Source organism: Cupriavidus sp. UYPR2.512 (assembly GCF_000379565.1).
Taxonomy (GTDB): domain Bacteria; phylum Pseudomonadota; class Gammaproteobacteria; order Burkholderiales; family Burkholderiaceae; genus Cupriavidus.
In genome coordinates this window covers 1-18,176 of record NZ_KB903192.1, presented here as the reverse complement: position 1 = coordinate 18,176, position 18,176 = coordinate 1, and the positions used below count along the sequence as shown (strand labels likewise).

The window sequence follows — 18,176 nt, the reverse complement described above, 5'->3', positions numbered from 1 at the left end:
CAAGAAGGCTCGCTACAGGGGATTGGCCAAAAACGGTGCGCAGTGCGACACCTTGTTTGCGCTGGCCAATCTGGTGATTGCAAAGAAAGCGTTGCTGCAATCAATGGACAATTCCGTCTGCAAGGCGGCATAAGGCGTGAAACCCGGGGCAAAAGCCCCAAAAAATGAAAATTTCCAACTGGCAAGCCGTCAAATCTGCTGTTGGTTGACAAAAAAAATCGGCATCACACTGGCAACGCTGCGCGCTGACGCTTTGTTCAGCGATTCCCTTACGCCCTGCTTGCGAGAGGCGATTGCGACTTGGTTGTGGAAGAAGGTCTCAAGCCATATGACTTTCTCCCTTTGGTTCCTATAATCGAGGGAGCTGGCGGTGTGATCACTGATTGGCATGGAAAGCCTCTCAATGGGCGCTCAGATGGACGGGTTGTTGCTGCAGCCGGTAGAGCGTTATGGACAGAAACATTGAAGGTACTTGGCTAAGGCGGTGCCAGCCCATCTACCGATGTTTTCGTTTCAGGCTGGGGAAACCGTGGATTGAAGTCCGATGTGATCACGCTATGCGGTATTATCGTGGTGCGATCAGTGCCCTTGCAAAAAAATAATCAGTTGGAGTGGTCATGAGTGATTCCGAGCTCGACGAAATGGAAGACGTCACGTCGGAGGAGGCGCTGGACGCCCCTGCTGTCGCAAAGCTCAACAACGTTGCGCTGCGCGAGCGAGTCTATGAAGAACTTGCCAATGCTTTACGCAGCGGCCGTTTCTCGGCAGCGACTACGGTAACGATTCGTGGCCTGGCAGCATCGCTTGGCACCAGCACGATGCCAGTGCGGGAAGCAGTCAGTCGATTGGTTACCGAAGGCGCGCTGGAGCTGATGCCCAACCGTACGTTGCGCGTCCCGTCGGTGTCGCCGGAGCGGCTTAGAGAATTGATCGATGCGCGTGCAACCGTCGAGGGTAGGGCGGCGTGGTTGGCTGCGGAGCGCATGACGAGTGCGGATTTTCAGGCGATCAAGGCTGCCAATGAGGCATACAGCCATGCTGTTGATGCCGGCGAGATCTCGCGAGCAGTCGCGGCTAACGAGCGACTGCACTTTGCAATCTACGAAGCAGCGCATTCCGAATTGTTGCTTTCCATCATTAAGATGCTATGGCTACAAAGCGGCCCATATATCGCGTCTGTAATGAAAAAGATGCAGGCCATCGATTACGAGACGCTGCACGATCGAGGCGTCATGCACCACTTCAACATTCTGGCTGCGCTGGCTCGTCGTGATTCCCAAGCAGCCAGTGATGCCGTCCAGGGGGATATCACGGAGGCTGCTGACTGGTATCGCGAGAGGATTTTCAATGCCGTCGAGGAGCCGGTGGAAGTACCTCGCCGTCGACGCGGTAGGCCACCTAAGGCAAAGCAGGAATAAGGCAAAGCAGGAATAACCAGTACACATTGGGGGCCGCTGCTTAAGCGACCCCCCATGAGGTCTAGCCAAAATTGCCGGCACGGGCGTAGGTGGCACCGAGCTTCACGTATTCGGCGGCGGCACGCCTGAGCTCCTTGACCTCAGCATCGGTCAATTCGCGGATTACCCGCGCTGGCGCGCCCATGACTAACACACGTTCCGGAATTTGCTTGCCCGGCGTGACCAGTGAGTTGGCTCCGATCAAACTGTCTCGTCCAATCACTGCGCCATCGAGAACAGTGGCCCCGATGCCGATGAGCGCGCCATCCATCACAGTGCAACCATGCAGTCGGGCTGCGTGGCCAATCGTTACGCCTTGCCCGATCCGGACAGGAAAGCCCGGATCGGTGTGGAGGATGGCACCGTCCTGGATGTTGCTTTCGTCGCCAACAACAATCGCCTCAACGTCGCCGCGAAGAACAGCGTTGAACCACACCGAAGCATGGCGACCAAGCAAGACGTTACCCGCCACGGTTGCGTTGGCGGCAACGAAGGCGCTGGCCGGCACGGAAGGCTGCAGATCTTCCAAGGGCGCGATCATGAGCGCCCCTGAACGGTCGCAGCTGTTGCGCGCAAGGCGGACGTCGCGTCACTGTCCACGTGTCCGAGAGCATCAAACGCGACACCAAATACGTTCCTTGCCCGAGCCGGGGTGATATAGCCTTCCTCGACATCCTTGCGTACGAGTTCAGGATCGCGCGTATGAGGTTCGCCGTAGCCTCCGCCCCCGCATGAGTAGGAAACAATGGTCTCGCCGTCGCGAACATTGATCAGTCCGCCGCCAGGCAATTCCACGATTTCGCCTGTGGTCAGTCGCTTGTATTGTTTCGACGGAGCGCCTGAATGTCCGCCGCGTACGCCTTTCGGTGCGTTGATTGAGCCGTCGCTCACGTAACCGACGTCAATATCGCAGCCCCGCGGCCCAAACTCGACGGCGATGCTGCGCGCGCCGTTGAAACGACCGGATCCTTCGCTGTCGCTAACGAACTGGCGGGAGTGAACTAGCAGCGGCTGTCGGAGCTCGTCGAGCTCGACGCTATCCTGGAAACAAAGTCCCGCATTGCCGACATGGCCGATGGTTTGCCATGCATCGGCGTGGGGAGCGCCGGCACCGCCGGTGAAACCAAGGAAAAGCTGGTTCACGAACGGCCGCCCTGACTCCGGATGGATGCCCGAGACTACGCCAACCGAAGGCGGGATAACGGCACCGCATTCTGCCAAACCGACGCCATCATCCAGTTCTGCCATGGCAGTCTGCACAGCATTCGCGACACGATCGGCCATGTTGGTCGTCGCTACCGAGCATGACGTGGGGTGGAGCGGGATGCCAACGATGCAGCGCTCGCGCAGCAAGATGTCGAAGCGGCGGAACGACCCGGAGTTCTTCGGCACTGTGTGGTCCAGGCTGTTGAAGATGCCGACCATGGCGGCCGTGCGCGCACAGGCTTCGCTCAAGTTCAGGCCGCACGGCAGGCAGTCCACGTTGTCGCGTAGGTCGATCTTGATCCGTGCCGACTCCGTATCGACGGTCACAGCGGCCTGAATGGTGACGCCTGTTTCTGGCATGCTCGGGAACAGCGGGTCATGCGTGCTGGAGCCAGTGACATGGCCGCTGGTCAGTTTCTTGATCGCGCCGATCATGCGTTGCTCGGAGTAGTCGAGGTAGTCCCGCGCATACGCGTCCAGTGTCGCCCAGCCGATTTCTTCGGCCAGATCCAGCAATTCACGTTCGCCGATGCGTGCTGCTCCCACCATGGCGAGGTAATCCCCCCACCACTGCTCCGGAACGCGAATCCGCATTTTGCACATGCGCACGATGTCATCGATGTTCTTGTAATCCTGTTGCACCTTGACGGCAGGGAAGATCAACGCGCCTTCGTGATAAACATCGCGTGCGGCTCCCATATACGTGGTGGGTTCTGAGTTTCCGCAGTCGGCCTGGTGCGCCTTGGCAACGACCGTGAAGCGATGCACGCCGTCATTGTCGATCACCGGCACCAGGATGGTGTGATCGGCGGGGTGCGAGCAGCCGTGGTATGGCGAGTTATGTAGGAAGGCGTCGCCGCGCTTCAGTTCAGGATGGAACGACTTCATGGCCGCGCTCATCAGGTCGGGGCCAGAAAGCACATGGATCGGCAGGCTTTCTGCAGCAGCTAGCAATTGGCAATCCGCTGTGACGATGCAGCAGGAAAAGTCGCGCGCGATATTCAGAACGCCGGAGCGGCCGCTTCGCAAAAGCGTGTTGGCCATCTTGCGAGCGATGCCTTCCAGGCGATTGGTCAGCAGCGCCAGTTGCACGCCGTCTGTCGTCGGGGCCATTTTGTTGTCACGATGCATGACGTCTCTCCAGTATTACGCGTTACCCGGGACAATCGAGAGGCTGCCGCTTGCACGCCGCTCAGCGGTTGCTCCGGGATTGAGTACGACAGTCGTAAACGACGATTCGATGATCGCCGGTCCATTCACGGTAATTCCAGGCTCCAGCGCTTCGAACCGCAAAACCGCGCTGTCGACATAGCCGTGCCCTGCAAAATATGCTTTGCGCACCGGCTTTCCGAGCGGACGCGCATGTGCCCCAGCTAACGTCGCGCCCTGCTGCTTCCGGATTCGGCAAGCTACCGTAGCGCTCCAGCCGACGATTTCGATTGGCGAGTCGGCATCACGAATAGCGAACACCTCCTCATGTGCCCGGTGAAAGCCTTCCACCAATTGCTCGACATCCGCTTTGGAGCTCACGCTCAGGGTTTGTAGCGGCACCTCCAGTTCCCAAACCTGCTCTGGATAACGGGCTTCTGCAAACAGCGAGATCGATTGCTCTAGGGAGTCTTTGCCAGGCCCCACAATGAACTCCTTACATTTCTCCACGAGTGTGCCGAGCACATCAGCGACTCCCTCGAAGTCGAATGTGTCGCTGCGGGTGAAGAACGTTTGATGGAACTGCGAAGTCAGGTCCGACATGATGGCCCCCGCTGCGCTCATCGTTGCGCCTACCTGCGGGATAACAAGTCGCGGGGATTCGAGTCGGCGTGCGATCAGGACGGAGTTCAGCCCGGCAGCCCCGCCGCCGCCGATCAAGACAGCATGGCGTGGATCAATGCCCTGGTTGATTGTGATATCCGAGATGGCTTGAACCATGTTCTCGGTGGCAATGGTGATGATGGCAGCGGCAGCTTCCTCGATGCTCACCCCAAGCGGTTTGGCCACGTAGTGATCGATGGCCTGGCGCGACGCGGCAGCGTCGAGCTTCATTGTGCCGCCCAGGAAGAAGTCGGGATCGATATAGCCAAGGGCGAGCGATGCGTCGGTGACGGTTGGGAGCTCACCGCCACGGCCATAGCAGACAGGGCCGGGTACGGCGCCCGCACTTTGCGGGCCGACATGCAGCATCCCGCCGTCGTCCACCCAAGCAATGGAACCGCCGCCGGCGCCAACGCTCTTGACGTCTACGGAGGGGAAGCCCGTCATCGTTCCTCGGTATCGCGGGCCGATCCAGGTTTCGCGGGACCACGGAATCCGGCCGCGACGTACCAACGAGACATCATAAGTGGTGCCGCCGGTATCCGCGACGATTGCTGTGTCCGTCCCTTCGTCGGTTCGGGCGAAGTATCTGCCCGAAACCGGCGCCATCGAGGGGCCTGAGTTGATCAGATGGATTGGCGCCTCTGCAACGTCGCCCGCGTCCATCACGCCACCTTGCGATGTGACCACAACCACGCGACCTGGAAAACCGGCATCCGCGAGCCGGTCTACCAGCGTATGCATGTAGGCCCGCATCATCGGTTTCAGCGATGCGTCGATGCTGGCCGACGCTGCGCGGCGGAATTCCCGCGGGATCGGGTTTAACTGATGCGATAGCGTGAACGGTACGCCGGGGAGATACTCGGTCAGCAACTCGCCAATGCGCAACTCATGGATCGGGTTGACGGCAGACCAAAGCAGGCAAACGGCTACGGCTTGCACACCGGCGGCGCGCATCTCCGTGCATGCCTCGATCACGGAGGCTTCGTCCAACTGCCGGAGTGTGGCCCCGTCAGCCAGGATTCGTTCCTCGATCTCCCATGTCAGCGCGCGAGGCACATACGGGTCCGGATAGGGCACCGTGAAGTTGAATGGCTCCAGCCGACCACCTTCGCGCAAGGTCAGGATGTCGCGATGCCCTCGCGTGACCAGCAGAGCAGTCTTTGCCGCATTACCGGTGATGATCGCGTTGATGGCGTGCGTGGTTCCATAGATGAACATGTCCCCCTTGGCGAGCATTGCTTCGCGGGTCGTGCCCAGGCCTTCAGCTGCTACTGCCAACGCATTGAGTACGCCGCGGATGGGGTCAACTGGCACCGTTGGCGACTTGAACATATGGAGGTTCCCGTCATCATCTTCCACGATGAGGTCCGTGAATGTACCGCCTGTATCGACTGCAAATCGCATCTTTCCTCCCTGATGATCATTGGCCGGCGCTGTGTGCGGTTCTGGCGCCGTACGACTGACGGCAGTATATGATCTGAATTCTGTGATCACAAGAGCAATGTTCAGATGTCGTTGATATGCCCAATTTATGGGAATTTTTGATCATATATCGACAAAGAAAAAAATTGTCTTGGATATGTGATCACACGATGCTACGATTTCATCCAATGGCTGGCCAGCAGGCCAGTTTGCTCTGCACAGAGGAGAAACAGGATGAGCAATGAAGGCAAAGTCGCTCTCGTGACCGGAGGGTCCCAAGGCATCGGGGAGGCCACAGCCCGGCGTTTGGCAAGGGAAGGGTACCGAGTGGCGGTCGTGGCGAGCTCGAGTGTGGCCAAGGCAGAAGCCGTTGCCGGGGCCATCAAGGAAGCGGGCGGCAAGGCTCAGGGTTTTGTCTGCGATGTCCGGAGTGGGGACGCAGTGCGTGCCTTGGTCGGCGATGTGCAGTCCGCATTTGGTCGCGTCGACGTGCTAGTGAACTGCGCCGGTGTATTTAAGCCGACGCCTGCGGGTGAGGGCGGCGACGATGGCGCCGTAGACGCCATGATCGACATCAACTTGAAGGGCACATGGCAAACCATCGATGCCGTCGTGCCGCTTTTTAAGCAGGCCGGACAGGGCCGAATTGTCAACATAGCTTCCGTTGCAGCTTTTCTAGGTGTCGGCAATTACGCGATCTACTGCGCTACGAAGGCGGGCATCGTCATGATGACGCGAGCTCTGGCCTGCGAGTTGGGGTGGCACAACATCAACGTGAACTGCATTGCTCCAGGCAATACCGCAACCCCGATGAACGAAGACATCCGCAACGATGCGTCGATGCAGGCTTTTCGGGATGCGATCGCGGCGCGCACGCCCAGTCCGCGCACTTTTTCGGAGCCAGACGACATTGCGGGTGCGGTGGCATTTCTCGCGTCCGATGCTGCGCGCTCCATGAACGGAAGCTGCCTGCTGATGGATGAAGGCTTGTCTGCGGGCATGTGAACGCAAGCATATTCAGTCGAGCGAGATCATGAATGAAACCGTTATCGTGACCGGAGGCGCTGACAGTGTCGGTCGCGCTGTCGCCGAGTTGTTCCTGGCCCGAGGCGCCCGTGTCCACATTTGCGATGTGAGAGAGGACGCGCTTGCTGCGACATTGGCCGCCAACCCGGGAATGACAGGCACCGCCGCGCAGGTCGGCGATCCGGCGGAAGTTCGTCGCGTCGTATCCGATGCCCGACACGCCTTTGGCGACGCGTCGATTCTGATTAACTGCGTGGGCATTGCGGGGCCACGCGCTGCGCTTGAGGACATTGAGGATGCTGCCTGGCAGCAGACGATCGATGTCAATCTCGGCGCCATGTTTCAGTTCATGAAGCATGTGGTACCGGCGATGAAGCGCAATCGCCATGGCGCCATCGTCAATTTTTCCACCGGCTCGACGCGCACGCGCTTGCCGATGCGCACGCCGTACGTCGTTTCCAAGGCTGCCGTGGAATCGCTGACGCTCAACGCTGCCCGTGAGCTTGGCCCGTTCAATGTGCGATGCAACGCCATCCTCCCCGGAATGATCGACAACGAGCGAATGCGGCGCATTGTCGAGAACGCTGCGCGCGAGCGGCAATCGTCTGTAGACGAAGTGGAGGCTGAATACCTCAAGTACATCTCGATGCGAGCCAAGGTGACGCCAGCTGAGTTGGCCGAAACCGTCTGTTTTCTTGCCTCAGCATCGGCATCCAAGATTACCGGCGAACTGATTGCCGTGAGCGGAAACGTTGAATGGGAAATCTGACCATGTCTCGAAAAGTCATTCTTACTTGTGCGGTAACTGGCAACGCGCCTTTTAACCCAAAGCATCCCTCCATGCCTGTGACGCCAAAGCAAATCGCAGAGGCATGCGTCGAGGCTGCACATGCTGGCGCGTCGATCGCGCATATTCACGTGCGTGACCCCGAGACAGGCGCGGGAAGTCGTGATCCGGCCTTGTTCAAGGAGGTAGTCGATCGAGTGCGTGCTTCCGGCGTGGACATCGTCATCAACCTGACGTGCGGGTTGGGGGCGTTCTTTTTGCCGGATCCGGAAGATGAGTCGAGAGGCCTGCCCGAGAGCGACGTTATTCCTGTTGCTGAACGGGTGCGACATCTCGAGGAGTGCCTGCCCGAAATCGCGTCGCTGGATATCACTACGGGCAACCAGAAGGAAGGCAATCTGGAGTTTGTCTACCTCAATACCACCCGTACGCTGCGGGCCATGGCGAAGCGTTTCCAAGAGCTTGGCATCAAGCCGGAATTGGAAGTCTTCAGCGCGGGCGACATCCTTTTCGGGAATTCTCTGGTGACGGATGGGCTGATCGATGGCACGCCGCTATATCAAATGGTGCTCGGCGTGCTATGGGGGGCGCCAGCGACTCCCGAGACCATCCTGTACCAGCGAAACCTGTTGCCGAAAAACGCGCAGTGGGCGGCATTCGGCATTGCCCGGGACGAGATGCCTATGGTGGCGCAGGCAGCGCTGCTGGGCGGGAATGTGCGCGTTGGGTTGGAGGACAACCTCTACCTGAGTCGAGGGGTGTTTGCCACAAATGGCCAACTGGTAGAACGTGCGACCACGATTCTCAGCCATATTGGGATGTCTGTTGCGACCCCGGCGGAAGCGCGGGAGATTCTGGGGCTTAAGTCGCCACACTAGTCCTAGCAGTGTGTGGGTGGGGCTCGCGTACCTTGTTATCGATGCGGGAAGGGTGGGTGGGGGCAATTGGATCTGCGGTGATGGTGCGAAACGTAACTTCGCACCGTCAGTTCAACATCACGATAGAATGGAACGATTCCGTCTTGGTGTGGATGGCCCAAGGCGCTACGTCGTCCCTATCTGCCTTCGATACATGGATAAGCCTTTCGAACCCGCACGTTCACGGACTCCAGCAGGTGCCGCCGTATTGCGGACCGATGTAACCGACGCCATCGTAGCTGCGGCTCGCGAAGAGCTGGCTGAAGCCGGCTTCGGTCGCTTTTCGATGGATGTGGTCGCCAAGCGTGCTGGAGTTGGCAAGGCGGCACTGTATCGGCGCTGGCGATCGCGCCAAGCGCTGATCGCATCGCTGGTGCAGGACATCGGTATCGGTGTGGAGGCGTCGCCGGATACCGGTTCCTTGGAGGGAGACCTTAAGGCATTCTTTGAGGCCTCCTCTAAAGCGCTGGCGGACCCGTTCGCCACGCGCGTGCTCCCCGAACTCCACTGCGAAATGGCGCGCGACCCCGAGTTGCAGAAGACGGTTCTGGACTCGATTCAAAAGCCACGCCGCGCCAATGGCGTTGCCATCCTCCGGCGCGCGCAGCAGCGCCGTGAACTGCCGGCAGATTTGGACGAGGATTTTGCGCTGGAGGTGCTCGGGGCGTCACTCTACTGGCGTCTAACCGTCATCCGCAAACCGGCATCGCCGAAATATCTTCGCCGGCTTGTCGCAGCGACCCTCGCTGCGTTGAAGGCGAGCGCGGTATAGCCGCATACCTGGAGGCGCATCGGCCTACCGCTGGGTAGGCCGTTCCGCGCGCCCGAAAGAAACGCACGCGTACCTTTTTTTTGCCAGGTGTTCACCCTGAGGGGCTGACACGTGGCTTTTTCGCGCCTGTCAATTCGCGCCGGAACCCTAGCTACGACGATACTCTTGAGTTCCATCGTCCCATGTGCTAACTTGATATGGAACGGAACCGTTCCGACGTATAAACTTCGTGAGAGGGCTAATCAATGGACAAGCAAATCGACACTTCCACCGGCAGCGGGTCAGACCGCGTCAAGGTGTTCAGGGAATTCATAGATTCTTTGGTGGCACAGGATATGGAGCGGTTCTTTGCTATCTGGCACGACGATGCTGTGCTCGAGATTCCATATGCACCTGCCGGGCATCCGAACCGACTGGAAGGAAAGGCTGCGCTGCGTGCCTATCTCAAGGACTTTCCCAATCTTGTCGCGATCACGGGCTTCCCCGAGCAGACGCTTTATGAGTTGCAGGACGTCAGCAAGGCGATTGCCGAGGTTAGCTGTAGCGGCAAGGTCCTCAGCAACGGCAACGACTACAACATCTCCTATGTGTGGGTTTTTGAAGTTCGTGATGGGCTGCTCTACAGACTCCGCGACTACTGGAACCCGTTGGCAGTGCTAGGTGCCATGGGCGGCGCCGAGGCGCTGAAAAATGTCCTGGGGGAGCACTGAACCATGACCCAGCATCACGACAATGCATCTCGACCCTCGCAAGTCTTGGTTCTTGGCGGGACCGGAAAAACTGGACGTGCACTGACCGCACGGCTGACCGCGGCAGGAGTGAAGGCTCGTGTGGCGAGTCGCTCTGCCAGTAGCGATGCAAACGTTGTTCGCTTCGACTGGAACGACGTCGCAACGCACGGTCCTGCAGTCTCGGGCGTGGATGCGATCTACCTGATTGCTCCATTACTGGTGGCGGATCCGTCTGAGCAGATGCTGGAACTTGTGCGCCGTGCGCTTGACGCCGGGGTCCGGCGTTTTATCCTTCTTAGCTCGTCGGCAATCGAGGAGGGAATGCCCGGACTGGGCACGGTGCACGCCGGCCTGCGCAGCATGGCTCCAGAGTGGGCGGTATTGCGGCCATCCTGGTTCATGGAGAACTTCGTCGATCCGACGCACCATCACGGCCGGTCCATCGCAGAAAACGGTGAAATCGTTAGCGCGGCCGGAAGCGGCCGTATCGGCTTTGTTTCGGTGAACGATATTGCCGCCGTTGCATTCCACGCGCTGACAGACCGGAACGCGCATAACGCTGCGCACATCATCACTGGCCCACAAGCCCTGAGTTACGACGATGTTGCTGGCGTCATCACTCAACTGACCGGGAATGCCGTGCGCCACGTGGCCGTATCGACGACTGCTGCCGCGGCGCATATGGCGAAGTATGGCGTCCCTGAACTGTTCGCGGGATTCCTGGCATCGCTAGAGCATGAGGCGATCCGCAATGGCAGCGAAGACCGCGTCACCGACACCGTGCTGAATGTAACTGGCGTAGCGCCGCGCTCTCTGGGGGACATGCTCCGCGCGCACCGGGCTGTGCCGGGCACGGTTGCTGGCTGACGCGCGCTTGAAGAGGGTGCTCCCGATGGGCCATAACGGCAGAGGTGTCCGAGCAATCCCGCTTGTTTGATCATCAATTGCGGTTGGTAGTGACCTCCTGAACAAGAAGGATGCGGGGCGTTCTGCTCCGCACTTTTCCGTACCGGTGTCCGCGACGCCCGGCACAGTGTTTTCCCTTTCCGCTGTCGGTCCGGGCGTACGTTTTCCTGTCAGGTTTCTCATTGAGCAGTGGGGCTGGCCTGACTCGGCAGTGGCCCCCAAACAGTGTGGGGCGGTGAACCCGCCGATTCTTCAAAGATACCAGCTTAGCTAGCGGGCGACCATTGCGAGCAATAGCGATTTCGCGCTCCCGCCCTTTCTCGAGGTCCTCTACGATGCGAGATAACGAAGACTTGGCTTGCAGCATGTTGACGGTCCTCACTGCAATCCCCGCTTAATACAATGTCAGTCTAGTCTCAAGCCAGACCATCTTCCCACGACCCATTCTGAACTTCAAGAGCGATTCGCTTCAAGTCGCGAAGACGATTTGCACTGCCTGCAGGATGACGAAGTCGTCTCAGCCCACGACTTGCCGCCAAAAGGTTATTCCTGCCCCCTGCAGTGAACTGCCCAGTGCAGATGAGGTAGGCTGCACTGGCCTATTCTGACCACTCTGAATCCACATCTCTCATCAAGTGCCCAGCCAGGATGTAGTCCCCGAGACTGCTTGCCTTCGCTTCCAGCGCCGCTAGCTCATTTGCTGCCAGCCTATGCTCTTGGCGCATGCTGTCGTCACGGTGCTCCCTCCCTCGCTGCATATATCTCGCATCCTATTTTGTTGCGGTGAGCTGAGTACGGCCTGGCCGACGACACAGAGGCGTTGGCATGTCCGGGTCAAGCATCATTCTGCTATGGGGACGCCAGGCAAGAACTCCACGCCGGTTCGCTTGACAAGTTCACGATATGTAGTCGGCTGCCCAGCGCGTGCTGAATCTGAATTCTCAATCCAGTGAATCCAGGCGCGATGTGTCGTCGAGTCATACACGAGTTTGAAGAGATATTGCGGCACCCACACTTGGTCTTGGCCGATGGTGGCGGGTGCGGCGGACCCAAACACTGGTCCCGTGATTACATACACATCCCCCTTAGCACGCCAGACGTATTTTCGCGTTGCCTTCTCAATGCCTGCCCAGCTCTTTCGATTATTCTGTGGAGCTTGGGGGACCATATTGGCCAGGGAGAAGCTTTGTGCCATTGCCGTGGCATTCGGCATATCCCCCGCTGGTGCCATGTGCCCTCGGTCGTAGCCTGACCCCTTGTAATCGTCGAGCTCAGCCCGTTCCGCGCGAGGCAGCCGAGCATCGGCAAAGAACTTGTTCGTCCGTTCTTCATCCTGTGCATCGGCAACTCGCTCTGAATTCAGCCGCTCAGCCACATAGACTGGCGTCTTCGTCGTGCCAGAGTGCAACACGGCGAATGCTTCAAAGCACAGGGCGCGCGGCTTAAGGCTTTGGACGTTCCGGACCTGCGGAACAGCGCCTTGTGCAAAGAACTGTGGGCAGCGGTCAAAATTCCGTTGCTGCTTGAACGGGGGCGGTGACGCCCAGGCAAATGGCAGCGGTTGCGGCCAACCGTAAAACAAGATGCATTGATTCCTTCCTTTGACTGTCTATCCCTTGGCGGAAAAGCAAGCGCTTGAAGCGCAGCTTGCCGAAGTCCGCGCGACCGATATCGCTGGCGTTATCGAGAAAATCCAAGGGCTGATGGTAGAGTATGAGCTCACCGTCGACGACATTGCCACGAAGCGTCGTCGTGGACGACCGGCTGCTGGCGCTGAGAAGGGTAAGGCTGCAACGAAGGCAAAGTCCGAACTTCCGCCCAAATACATGGATCCTAAGACTGGTGCAACTTGGTCTGGACGTGGTCGAGCACCGGCATGGCTCGGAAAAAATAGGGCGAGATTCCTGATTGCAGAAGCCTAAGAAGGCGGCGCAGTGCTGCGTGCGGAGGGACCATTCGGGGCTAGTCGATGGGCTCCTTCGATTTTCGACTAATACCAAACCTCCGCACGAAATCGGCAGACAGACTTACCTCTTCGGGCAACTCCAGCTCAGGGGGTGAAAAATCATCGTCGCCGGCGGTGATAAGCACGGCCCTTGTGCAGCCTTCCGCTCGGGCCCGCGTTAGAGCCGTGCCAACAAGGTGGATGGTAATGTGTTGGCCGTGATGCTCAGGTGTCACAGCCACAGACCGCACAACAACGGTTTCGTCGTATTTCTCTGTGCAAGCACATCCCACCACTTGCCCGCCTAACACCGCGACTTGAAAGAAGTGCGATGAATCGCCGACCACATCTGTCGGCAAGCCGCAGCATTCTAGAATATCAACGATTGAAGACCAATCAGTTGCTTTTGCTGCTCGAATTTGCACGCTCTTTACCATTGCGGCGCCTCCCCATGTTACGTGCGAGCTGAAGGCGGGAACGCAGCAATTCGAGTCACTAAAGTTGCAGCTGCTACGTCGAGTCCGTTGAGCTCAGCCAATAGGGGGCCAGCGAGCCGGTGTTGTTCGACACCTGCTTCAAATTGGCTAGCCCCTTTGTTGCCGCTTATTGCTCTTGAACGCCGCAGCGATTAGTTCCACAAGGCTATCATTGCAGGGTGCCGCATTTTGTAAGCGATTGTAAGTCGCCAGGTGACACGGTACTCAGGGTAAGAAAGTTCTTTGCAATCTGGAAGCGATTCTATTCGGGGGCCTTTCGTCGCGGTCGACACGCCGGTAGTGAGGTGCAGCGGCTGAGGCGAAGGCCTCTTCTGCTCGATAACTGGCTTTGCACGTCGTTCTGTTTTGGCCCATAGGGAAGTCGAGCAGCGAAGGCCAGGTGGCGCAAGCGTCCGCGTCTGTCGAGGCTTTTATGCAGCCTGAACAATCCTCTGCACAAAACGGATTTCTGAACACAGCGCGCAAAGAAGGGAAGCCTGTCGACGTGTACCTGGTCAACGGTGTCAGACTCGGCGGGTTAATCGTGTCGTTCGACGGATTCGTAGTGGTGCTAAGCGCTCTAAGCGGCACGCAGGCCATTTACAAGAGCGCGATATCCACGATTCAATTACAAGGGCGGGTGCGTGAGCCGGGCTCCAGAATCCGTACCGCCCAAGACAATGCCTCCGACAAAGAGGCTGCGACGCCGCGCATGGTCACGCGAAAGCGTCGTCCCCGCCATGACTGACAGTGAAACAGAGTAGTGTCCTGCAGCGCCATTCCGTTCGGGCTGCAACGCGTGAAAACCTTAGGTGTGCTCGGGAAGAGTGCCACTCGCAGTGGCGAAAAGCCTACGACTATCGAATAACGCGAATCTGCGAAGCTTGGGGTCATTTGGGATTATCTTTGACTTCGAACTCGACTTTGGCGCCTTCCTCGAGGGACTTTGTATCCGGTGCCTTGAATTTCGCTGTGATGAGCGAACAAATCCTTGCCGCCGTCATCCGCCGTGATGAAGCCGTAACCATTTTCGCTGTTGAACCACTTCACAATACCTGTCGACATTTCATCCTCGAAGTAAAAAGAATCAAGCTCGCGAGTTATCAAAGCACTGAACCGTCAGCGAGCTTGTTCGCCTGCTGGCGCTAGTGGTCCTGCGATGAGCATAGTTGAACAAGCCAGCTGGTGCCAAGATCGCTGGCCACTGAGGGTGAGTGATGTTGGCGACGCGCCAACGGGTGTTCCGAATCTCGGAGCCCTCTTCTGAGCGAGTTTTGATTGGCCCTCTGCAGCGCGCTCAACGTAGATTCCTATTTCTCTATCGCGGTAGTGAGTGCTTGCAAGCTGTTATGTGGCCTTCATTGATATTATGATGTGAAATTAATCTGGCTCACACCAGAGTTAAAAATTGCAATGTGCGTTGAAGAACATTGACGACTCAGTCGGGTGAAAGGATTTAACTCCACTAAGACATACTGTCTAGTAGAGCGTGCTTTTGGCACGCCGTGCTTTCGGTGGCTCTTATTGTGGTTGGCAGGACCGCCTTTTGACGAAGAGGCAGAAAAGGTGAAGCACGTTATTCAGTCGTTGACGTATGACACTGGTGGATAGTGCAAATCGGGAAGACGCGCGGATGAACGGCGCACCTTGTCAGGGGATACGCTCACAAAAGGTTGTGCGCACGTCGGGAGGCAGGACAAAAGAATGATAAAAGATATGCGAATCCGCGCGGCCGAGTCTGCAGATATGCAGGCCGTCTCGCAGGTGCTGCACTCCTGCGGTTTGCCCATCAGCGATATGGACCGCTCGACCCGCCTCTTCAGTCTGGCGGTCCTAGGGGAGAAGGTAATCGGATGCGCCTGCGGTGAAGTATATGGCGAGACAGTCACCATCCAATCCGTTGCGGTTCTAGCGGAGTACCGGGGCCACCAGGTTGCCACCCATCTTGTTCGGGCTGTCTTGATGCGTGCTCGCGCCCATGGCTGCACAAAGGCTGCGGTGCTCACGTCTGAGCATCCCGCATTCTTTGCCCGTTTCGGGTTCACACTCACCGCTGTCGGCGAGATTCCGCAAGAGATGCAGCTATCGAAGGAATTCGTTCGACGCTTCGGCGCGAGAACGCATTGCATGTGCCGGCGACTCGATTGACGAGATTGACGAATTCATTGACAGAGCTTGCATTGAGCTCAATCAGCCTGGCAGTTAAGAATCACAGTCCTTCAGCATATATTGCGTTGATTCGAGGAGGGAGCCGGAGCCTGGTCTCACTTACGCCATCGTGATGCTGTCAGTAACGGCACTGGCCCTTGCGTTGGTTTTCGGTGTCATTTATCTGCATTGCAGGTTGCGCACTCACAGCTGATTCGCCGCGAGGGGAACGGGGCCTTCAGCTCTGAGGTGCGGCGGCGTGTCTGTATGGTGTTAATCCTGCGTATGTGTCCGAATACCCGTGCCCTGGGAGGCGCACACCCGTGTACTGCGGTTTGTTGGCGCGGTGCGGTGGCGCAAAGGTTTCAGCATTGCCCTGCGTGCAGAGGCTTGCGCGCAACTTGGGGACGTCTCCGCTCGGGAATATGAATAGCTGCTTTCCCCAGTGCTTGCAGCTTGGTCCGCCTTAGGCGCGATACGCCGTACTCCGCCAAGAGCGGAGACGAACGCGGGAGGCCACCATTGCACGCTCGTGTTTCAGCCGGTCCTGAAGCCATATTGCTTGTTAGGCGTCGCCGAACGGGACGCAATGTACGGGCAAAAAAGAAGGCCCGTGAGGCATGAACCTCAACGGGCACTATCAATTGGTCTTTCGACCCTGAAGGAGATTATCGCTGATGCAGCGAGACCCAACTAAGCTATTCGAGCTTAGTACAAGGCGAAACCAATTGCCAGGCGTGCGGGCCGTTCAATCTTGAAACCTCGCTCAAGGGCGCCGTCGTCATCCCGCCCGGGTCCCATTTCAGACCTAGTCACAATGTCTCACCTGCTGACATCGCGGTGGAAGCAATTGCCAGGTTCGTTAGGGCTGTAGCGATTTGCCAACCCTTGCTCACCACCCTTTCTGGTGGTTCTGTTGCACCCCAGCGCCTTCTCAGATTGATTCTAGGCAGCATTGAGGTTGTCTCATTCATCGCCAACGGGAAATGCATGCAAGCGAGGTGTCTTCATCGCGTTAACGCGAGAACTACCGCGCGAAGGAGACTATTCACTTGCCAGTCTCTTCATGAAGCGATTTGAACGATGACGAAGGTTTCCCACCGCTGGGCCACCTCACAATAATCGATTCAGCCCCAGCGAGCGGATTTCCCCGCGAAGGATTGGCTTTGGTGCAGCGTGTGTCGGGCACGTGAAAACCGCAAAGGCATCGAATGTGCGCTTTGCGACGCAGATCAGGGTGCCGCTTGCAATTGCCTGTACTGTACTGCAACATAGGGAAAACAGTTAATGGAAATGGGCTTTACAAAGCCTTACTACTTATTTCATGCTTTCATCTTGGTCAGTCTATATTATGCGCGAACGAGGGGCGCCCTCGAAATTTCTAGGGAGACGTTATGTTTAAAAGGACGCTGGTAATTGCAGTTGGAAGCTTGCTGATTAGTTTGAGTTTTTCAGCCTCTGCGCGCGGCGGTGGCGCGGGAGGCGGTGGTGGTTTTGGCAATGGAGGCAATTTCCGGGGAGCAGCGTCGGGCCACGCAAGCAATGAGGCTACGATAAATTCCAATGGCTCATTTTCCGGCGACCGCGACAAGGGTCTCCAGCGCGCTGAGGACCGGAGGAGTACAGTAGGTTCGAGTCACGAGAAGGCCCAGGCAAATCGCATGCAACGCAACGGCAAGCACGCGCAGAAGTAATTGATTCAGGTAGACGTAACTAAGTCAGGCTGGCTTGCGTGAGCACCCCATGGCTAATGGGGCTGAGTCCCGCAAGCCTCTCCCGGTCTCGCCATTTCAGCAGTCTGCCGTGAAAAAAGCCAACGCGGTGCCGATGCTGCATTTGCGCTCCGGAGCACCGTCAAAAACGCTGCTCAGCTTCATGCCCTTCGCTTTTCACAGTTCATCACTCGGCGAGGCAGCAACAACCGATGCCAGGAGAATCAATACTCGATAGCTTGGCATGGCGCTGTTTCAGTTCTGAAACAGCCTGCCGGGGACTAAGAGTGGGGTGGGTCACGGAGTAGGGCGAGCGCTAGCAGGACTGCCACGGCAGTGTATGACAATGCAAGCCTGGCTCAGGCCAGGACTCAATGCCATTCTTTCCTGCATCCGCCGACTTGCGTTTGCCGCCTGTTGCCTCCTAAGCTGAAGACGAATTGTTCCTTTACGCGGGGGTGGCGCTATGAAACCAAGCTCGTATGCTATGGCCCGGTTGGTGGCGGCAATTCTGGTTCTGTGGCTGGGCGCATGGAATGTCGCATGGGCGCAGGTCGTCTGCCTTTCCGGCATCGAGGCATTCCCGGGCACGACGTCCGGTAGCGGCGCTAAGGAACGTGCTCGAAATAACTTCCCGCTATGCGGCGTTCCGTGAGCGGATGCTGTAGTTCCACGCAGGCAAGGTTGAGTCGTACTCGATGTTCAGTGAAGCACGGACGCAACGAGTGACTGTCCGTCCGGCTTCATAGACTCCGTCAAGAATGTCAGCAGTAACTTTCAGTCCGGTTTTTGTGCAGGCTTTTTCGATCAGTTCACGAACCAGACTAACGCTGCTGAAGACTACGCCAGCACAGGC

The 18,176-nt window shown here is 57.9% G+C and carries 20 protein-coding genes and 3 pseudogenes; 14 read left to right on the top strand and 9 right to left on the bottom strand.

Annotated features, from left to right (window positions below):
* Positions 1-133: pseudogene (locus A3A5_RS44225) on the top strand (IS5/IS1182 family transposase); the annotation flags it as partial.
* 56 nt (positions 134-189) lie between these two features.
* Here A3A5_RS44225 and A3A5_RS45890 read toward each other — a convergent pair.
* Positions 190-390 carry a hypothetical protein gene (locus tag A3A5_RS45890; protein WP_018314933.1) on the bottom strand — a complete coding sequence of 67 codons (201 nt, stop codon included), beginning with the start codon at positions 388-390 and terminating at the stop codon, positions 190-192.
* Between A3A5_RS45890 and A3A5_RS42615 the strand changes: the two genes are divergently transcribed.
* Positions 307-480, top strand: a complete 174-nt coding sequence (locus A3A5_RS42615; RefSeq protein WP_369797850.1) for an inositol monophosphatase family protein — start codon at positions 307-309, stop codon at positions 478-480. The two genes, A3A5_RS45890 and A3A5_RS42615, sit on opposite strands and share 84 nt — an antisense overlap.
* Before the next feature lie 137 nt (positions 481-617).
* Complete coding sequence (locus A3A5_RS0134185) at positions 618-1,418, top strand: GntR family transcriptional regulator (protein WP_018314932.1); 801 nt, start codon at positions 618-620, stop codon at positions 1,416-1,418.
* Positions 1,419-1,479: 61 nt separating this feature from the next.
* Here A3A5_RS0134185 and A3A5_RS0134180 read toward each other — a convergent pair whose 3' ends face one another.
* From A3A5_RS0134180 to A3A5_RS0134170, 3 genes are read right to left on the bottom strand one after another with little or no spacing between them, the layout of a single operon-like run.
* Complete coding sequence (locus A3A5_RS0134180) at positions 1,480-1,998, bottom strand: gamma carbonic anhydrase family protein (RefSeq protein WP_018314931.1); 519 nt, start codon at positions 1,996-1,998, stop codon at positions 1,480-1,482.
* Positions 1,995-3,794: a hydantoinase B/oxoprolinase family protein gene (locus tag A3A5_RS0134175; RefSeq protein ID WP_018314930.1), complete on the bottom strand. Its 1,800-nt coding sequence runs from the start codon at positions 3,792-3,794 to the stop codon at positions 1,995-1,997. The genes A3A5_RS0134180 and A3A5_RS0134175 overlap by 4 nt, the downstream gene beginning before the upstream one ends.
* 15 nt (positions 3,795-3,809) lie before the next feature.
* Positions 3,810-5,882 (bottom strand): hydantoinase/oxoprolinase family protein, encoded by a 2,073-nt coding sequence (locus tag A3A5_RS0134170; RefSeq protein ID WP_018314929.1) that lies wholly within the window; start codon positions 5,880-5,882, stop codon positions 3,810-3,812.
* A 252-nt stretch (positions 5,883-6,134) separates the two neighbouring features.
* Here A3A5_RS0134170 and A3A5_RS0134165 point away from each other — a divergent pair, with 252 nt between their 5' ends.
* The 6 genes from A3A5_RS0134165 to A3A5_RS0134140 all read left to right on the top strand — a co-directional run bounded on the left by A3A5_RS0134165 (position 6,135) and on the right by A3A5_RS0134140 (position 11,000).
* Positions 6,135-6,905: an SDR family NAD(P)-dependent oxidoreductase gene (locus A3A5_RS0134165; protein WP_018314928.1), complete on the top strand. Its 771-nt coding sequence runs from the start codon at positions 6,135-6,137 to the stop codon at positions 6,903-6,905.
* A gap of 28 nt (positions 6,906-6,933) precedes the next feature.
* On the top strand, positions 6,934-7,695 hold the full coding sequence (locus A3A5_RS0134160) for an SDR family oxidoreductase (protein WP_051108609.1): 762 nt from the start codon (positions 6,934-6,936) through the stop codon (positions 7,693-7,695).
* Positions 7,696-7,697: 2 nt separating this feature from the next.
* Complete coding sequence (locus tag A3A5_RS0134155; protein WP_026201414.1) at positions 7,698-8,591, top strand: 3-keto-5-aminohexanoate cleavage protein; 894 nt, start codon at positions 7,698-7,700, stop codon at positions 8,589-8,591.
* Between the two features lie 127 nt (positions 8,592-8,718).
* Positions 8,719-9,402, top strand: a complete 684-nt coding sequence (locus A3A5_RS0134150; protein WP_198293200.1) for a TetR/AcrR family transcriptional regulator — start codon at positions 8,719-8,721, stop codon at positions 9,400-9,402.
* Between the two features lie 245 nt (positions 9,403-9,647).
* A complete protein-coding gene (locus A3A5_RS0134145; RefSeq protein ID WP_018314924.1) occupies positions 9,648-10,112 on the top strand; it encodes a nuclear transport factor 2 family protein in 465 nt (154 codons plus the stop codon).
* A 3-nt stretch (positions 10,113-10,115) separates the two neighbouring features.
* Entirely contained in the window at positions 10,116-11,000 is an 885-nt protein-coding gene (locus A3A5_RS0134140; protein WP_051108608.1) for an NAD(P)H-binding protein, read from the top strand.
* A gap of 638 nt (positions 11,001-11,638) precedes the next feature.
* On the opposite strand, the pseudogene A3A5_RS45290 reads toward A3A5_RS0134140, so the two are convergent.
* Positions 11,639-11,746: pseudogene (locus A3A5_RS45290) on the bottom strand (PHA-granule associated protein 4); the annotation flags it as partial.
* Between the two features lie 134 nt (positions 11,747-11,880).
* The gene (locus tag A3A5_RS42600) at positions 11,881-12,621 is read right to left on the bottom strand and encodes a DNA/RNA non-specific endonuclease (RefSeq protein WP_198293199.1); all 741 of its coding nucleotides are present in this window, start codon (positions 12,619-12,621) and stop codon (positions 11,881-11,883) included.
* A 19-nt stretch (positions 12,622-12,640) separates the two neighbouring features.
* On the opposite strand from A3A5_RS42600, the gene A3A5_RS42595 reads away from it, so the two are divergent.
* Entirely contained in the window at positions 12,641-12,961 is a 321-nt protein-coding gene (locus tag A3A5_RS42595) for an H-NS histone family protein (RefSeq protein WP_081624054.1), read from the top strand.
* A gap of 40 nt (positions 12,962-13,001) precedes the next feature.
* Here A3A5_RS42595 and A3A5_RS42590 read toward each other — a convergent pair whose 3' ends face one another.
* Positions 13,002-13,421, bottom strand: a complete 420-nt coding sequence (locus tag A3A5_RS42590) for a GNAT family N-acetyltransferase (protein WP_081624053.1) — start codon at positions 13,419-13,421, stop codon at positions 13,002-13,004.
* Positions 13,422-13,893: 472 nt separating this feature from the next.
* Between A3A5_RS42590 and hfq the strand changes: the two genes are divergently transcribed.
* Positions 13,894-14,208 carry an RNA chaperone Hfq gene (gene hfq, locus A3A5_RS40435; RefSeq protein ID WP_157637374.1) on the top strand — a complete coding sequence of 105 codons (315 nt, stop codon included), beginning with the start codon at positions 13,894-13,896 and terminating at the stop codon, positions 14,206-14,208.
* Positions 14,209-14,350: 142 nt separating this feature from the next.
* Here hfq and A3A5_RS42585 read toward each other — a convergent pair.
* Positions 14,351-14,510, bottom strand: a pseudogene (locus A3A5_RS42585) (cold shock domain-containing protein).
* Between A3A5_RS42585 and A3A5_RS45285 the strand changes: the two are divergent.
* The 3 genes from A3A5_RS45285 (at position 14,436) to A3A5_RS43805 (ending at position 17,558) form a co-directional block, all read left to right on the top strand.
* Entirely contained in the window at positions 14,436-14,609 is a 174-nt protein-coding gene (locus tag A3A5_RS45285) for a hypothetical protein (protein ID WP_232431552.1), read from the top strand. The pseudogene A3A5_RS42585 and the gene A3A5_RS45285 overlap by 75 nt on opposite strands.
* A gap of 555 nt (positions 14,610-15,164) precedes the next feature.
* Entirely contained in the window at positions 15,165-15,608 is a 444-nt protein-coding gene (locus A3A5_RS0134125; RefSeq protein ID WP_018314920.1) for a GNAT family N-acetyltransferase, read from the top strand.
* A 1,803-nt stretch (positions 15,609-17,411) separates the two neighbouring features.
* The gene (locus tag A3A5_RS43805; protein WP_157637373.1) at positions 17,412-17,558 is read left to right on the top strand and encodes a hypothetical protein; all 147 of its coding nucleotides are present in this window, start codon (positions 17,412-17,414) and stop codon (positions 17,556-17,558) included.
* A 399-nt stretch (positions 17,559-17,957) separates the two neighbouring features.
* Here A3A5_RS43805 and A3A5_RS42575 read toward each other — a convergent pair.
* A partial coding sequence (locus A3A5_RS42575) for a hypothetical protein (RefSeq protein ID WP_369797783.1) occupies positions 17,958-18,176 on the bottom strand: 219 nt, incomplete at its 5' end.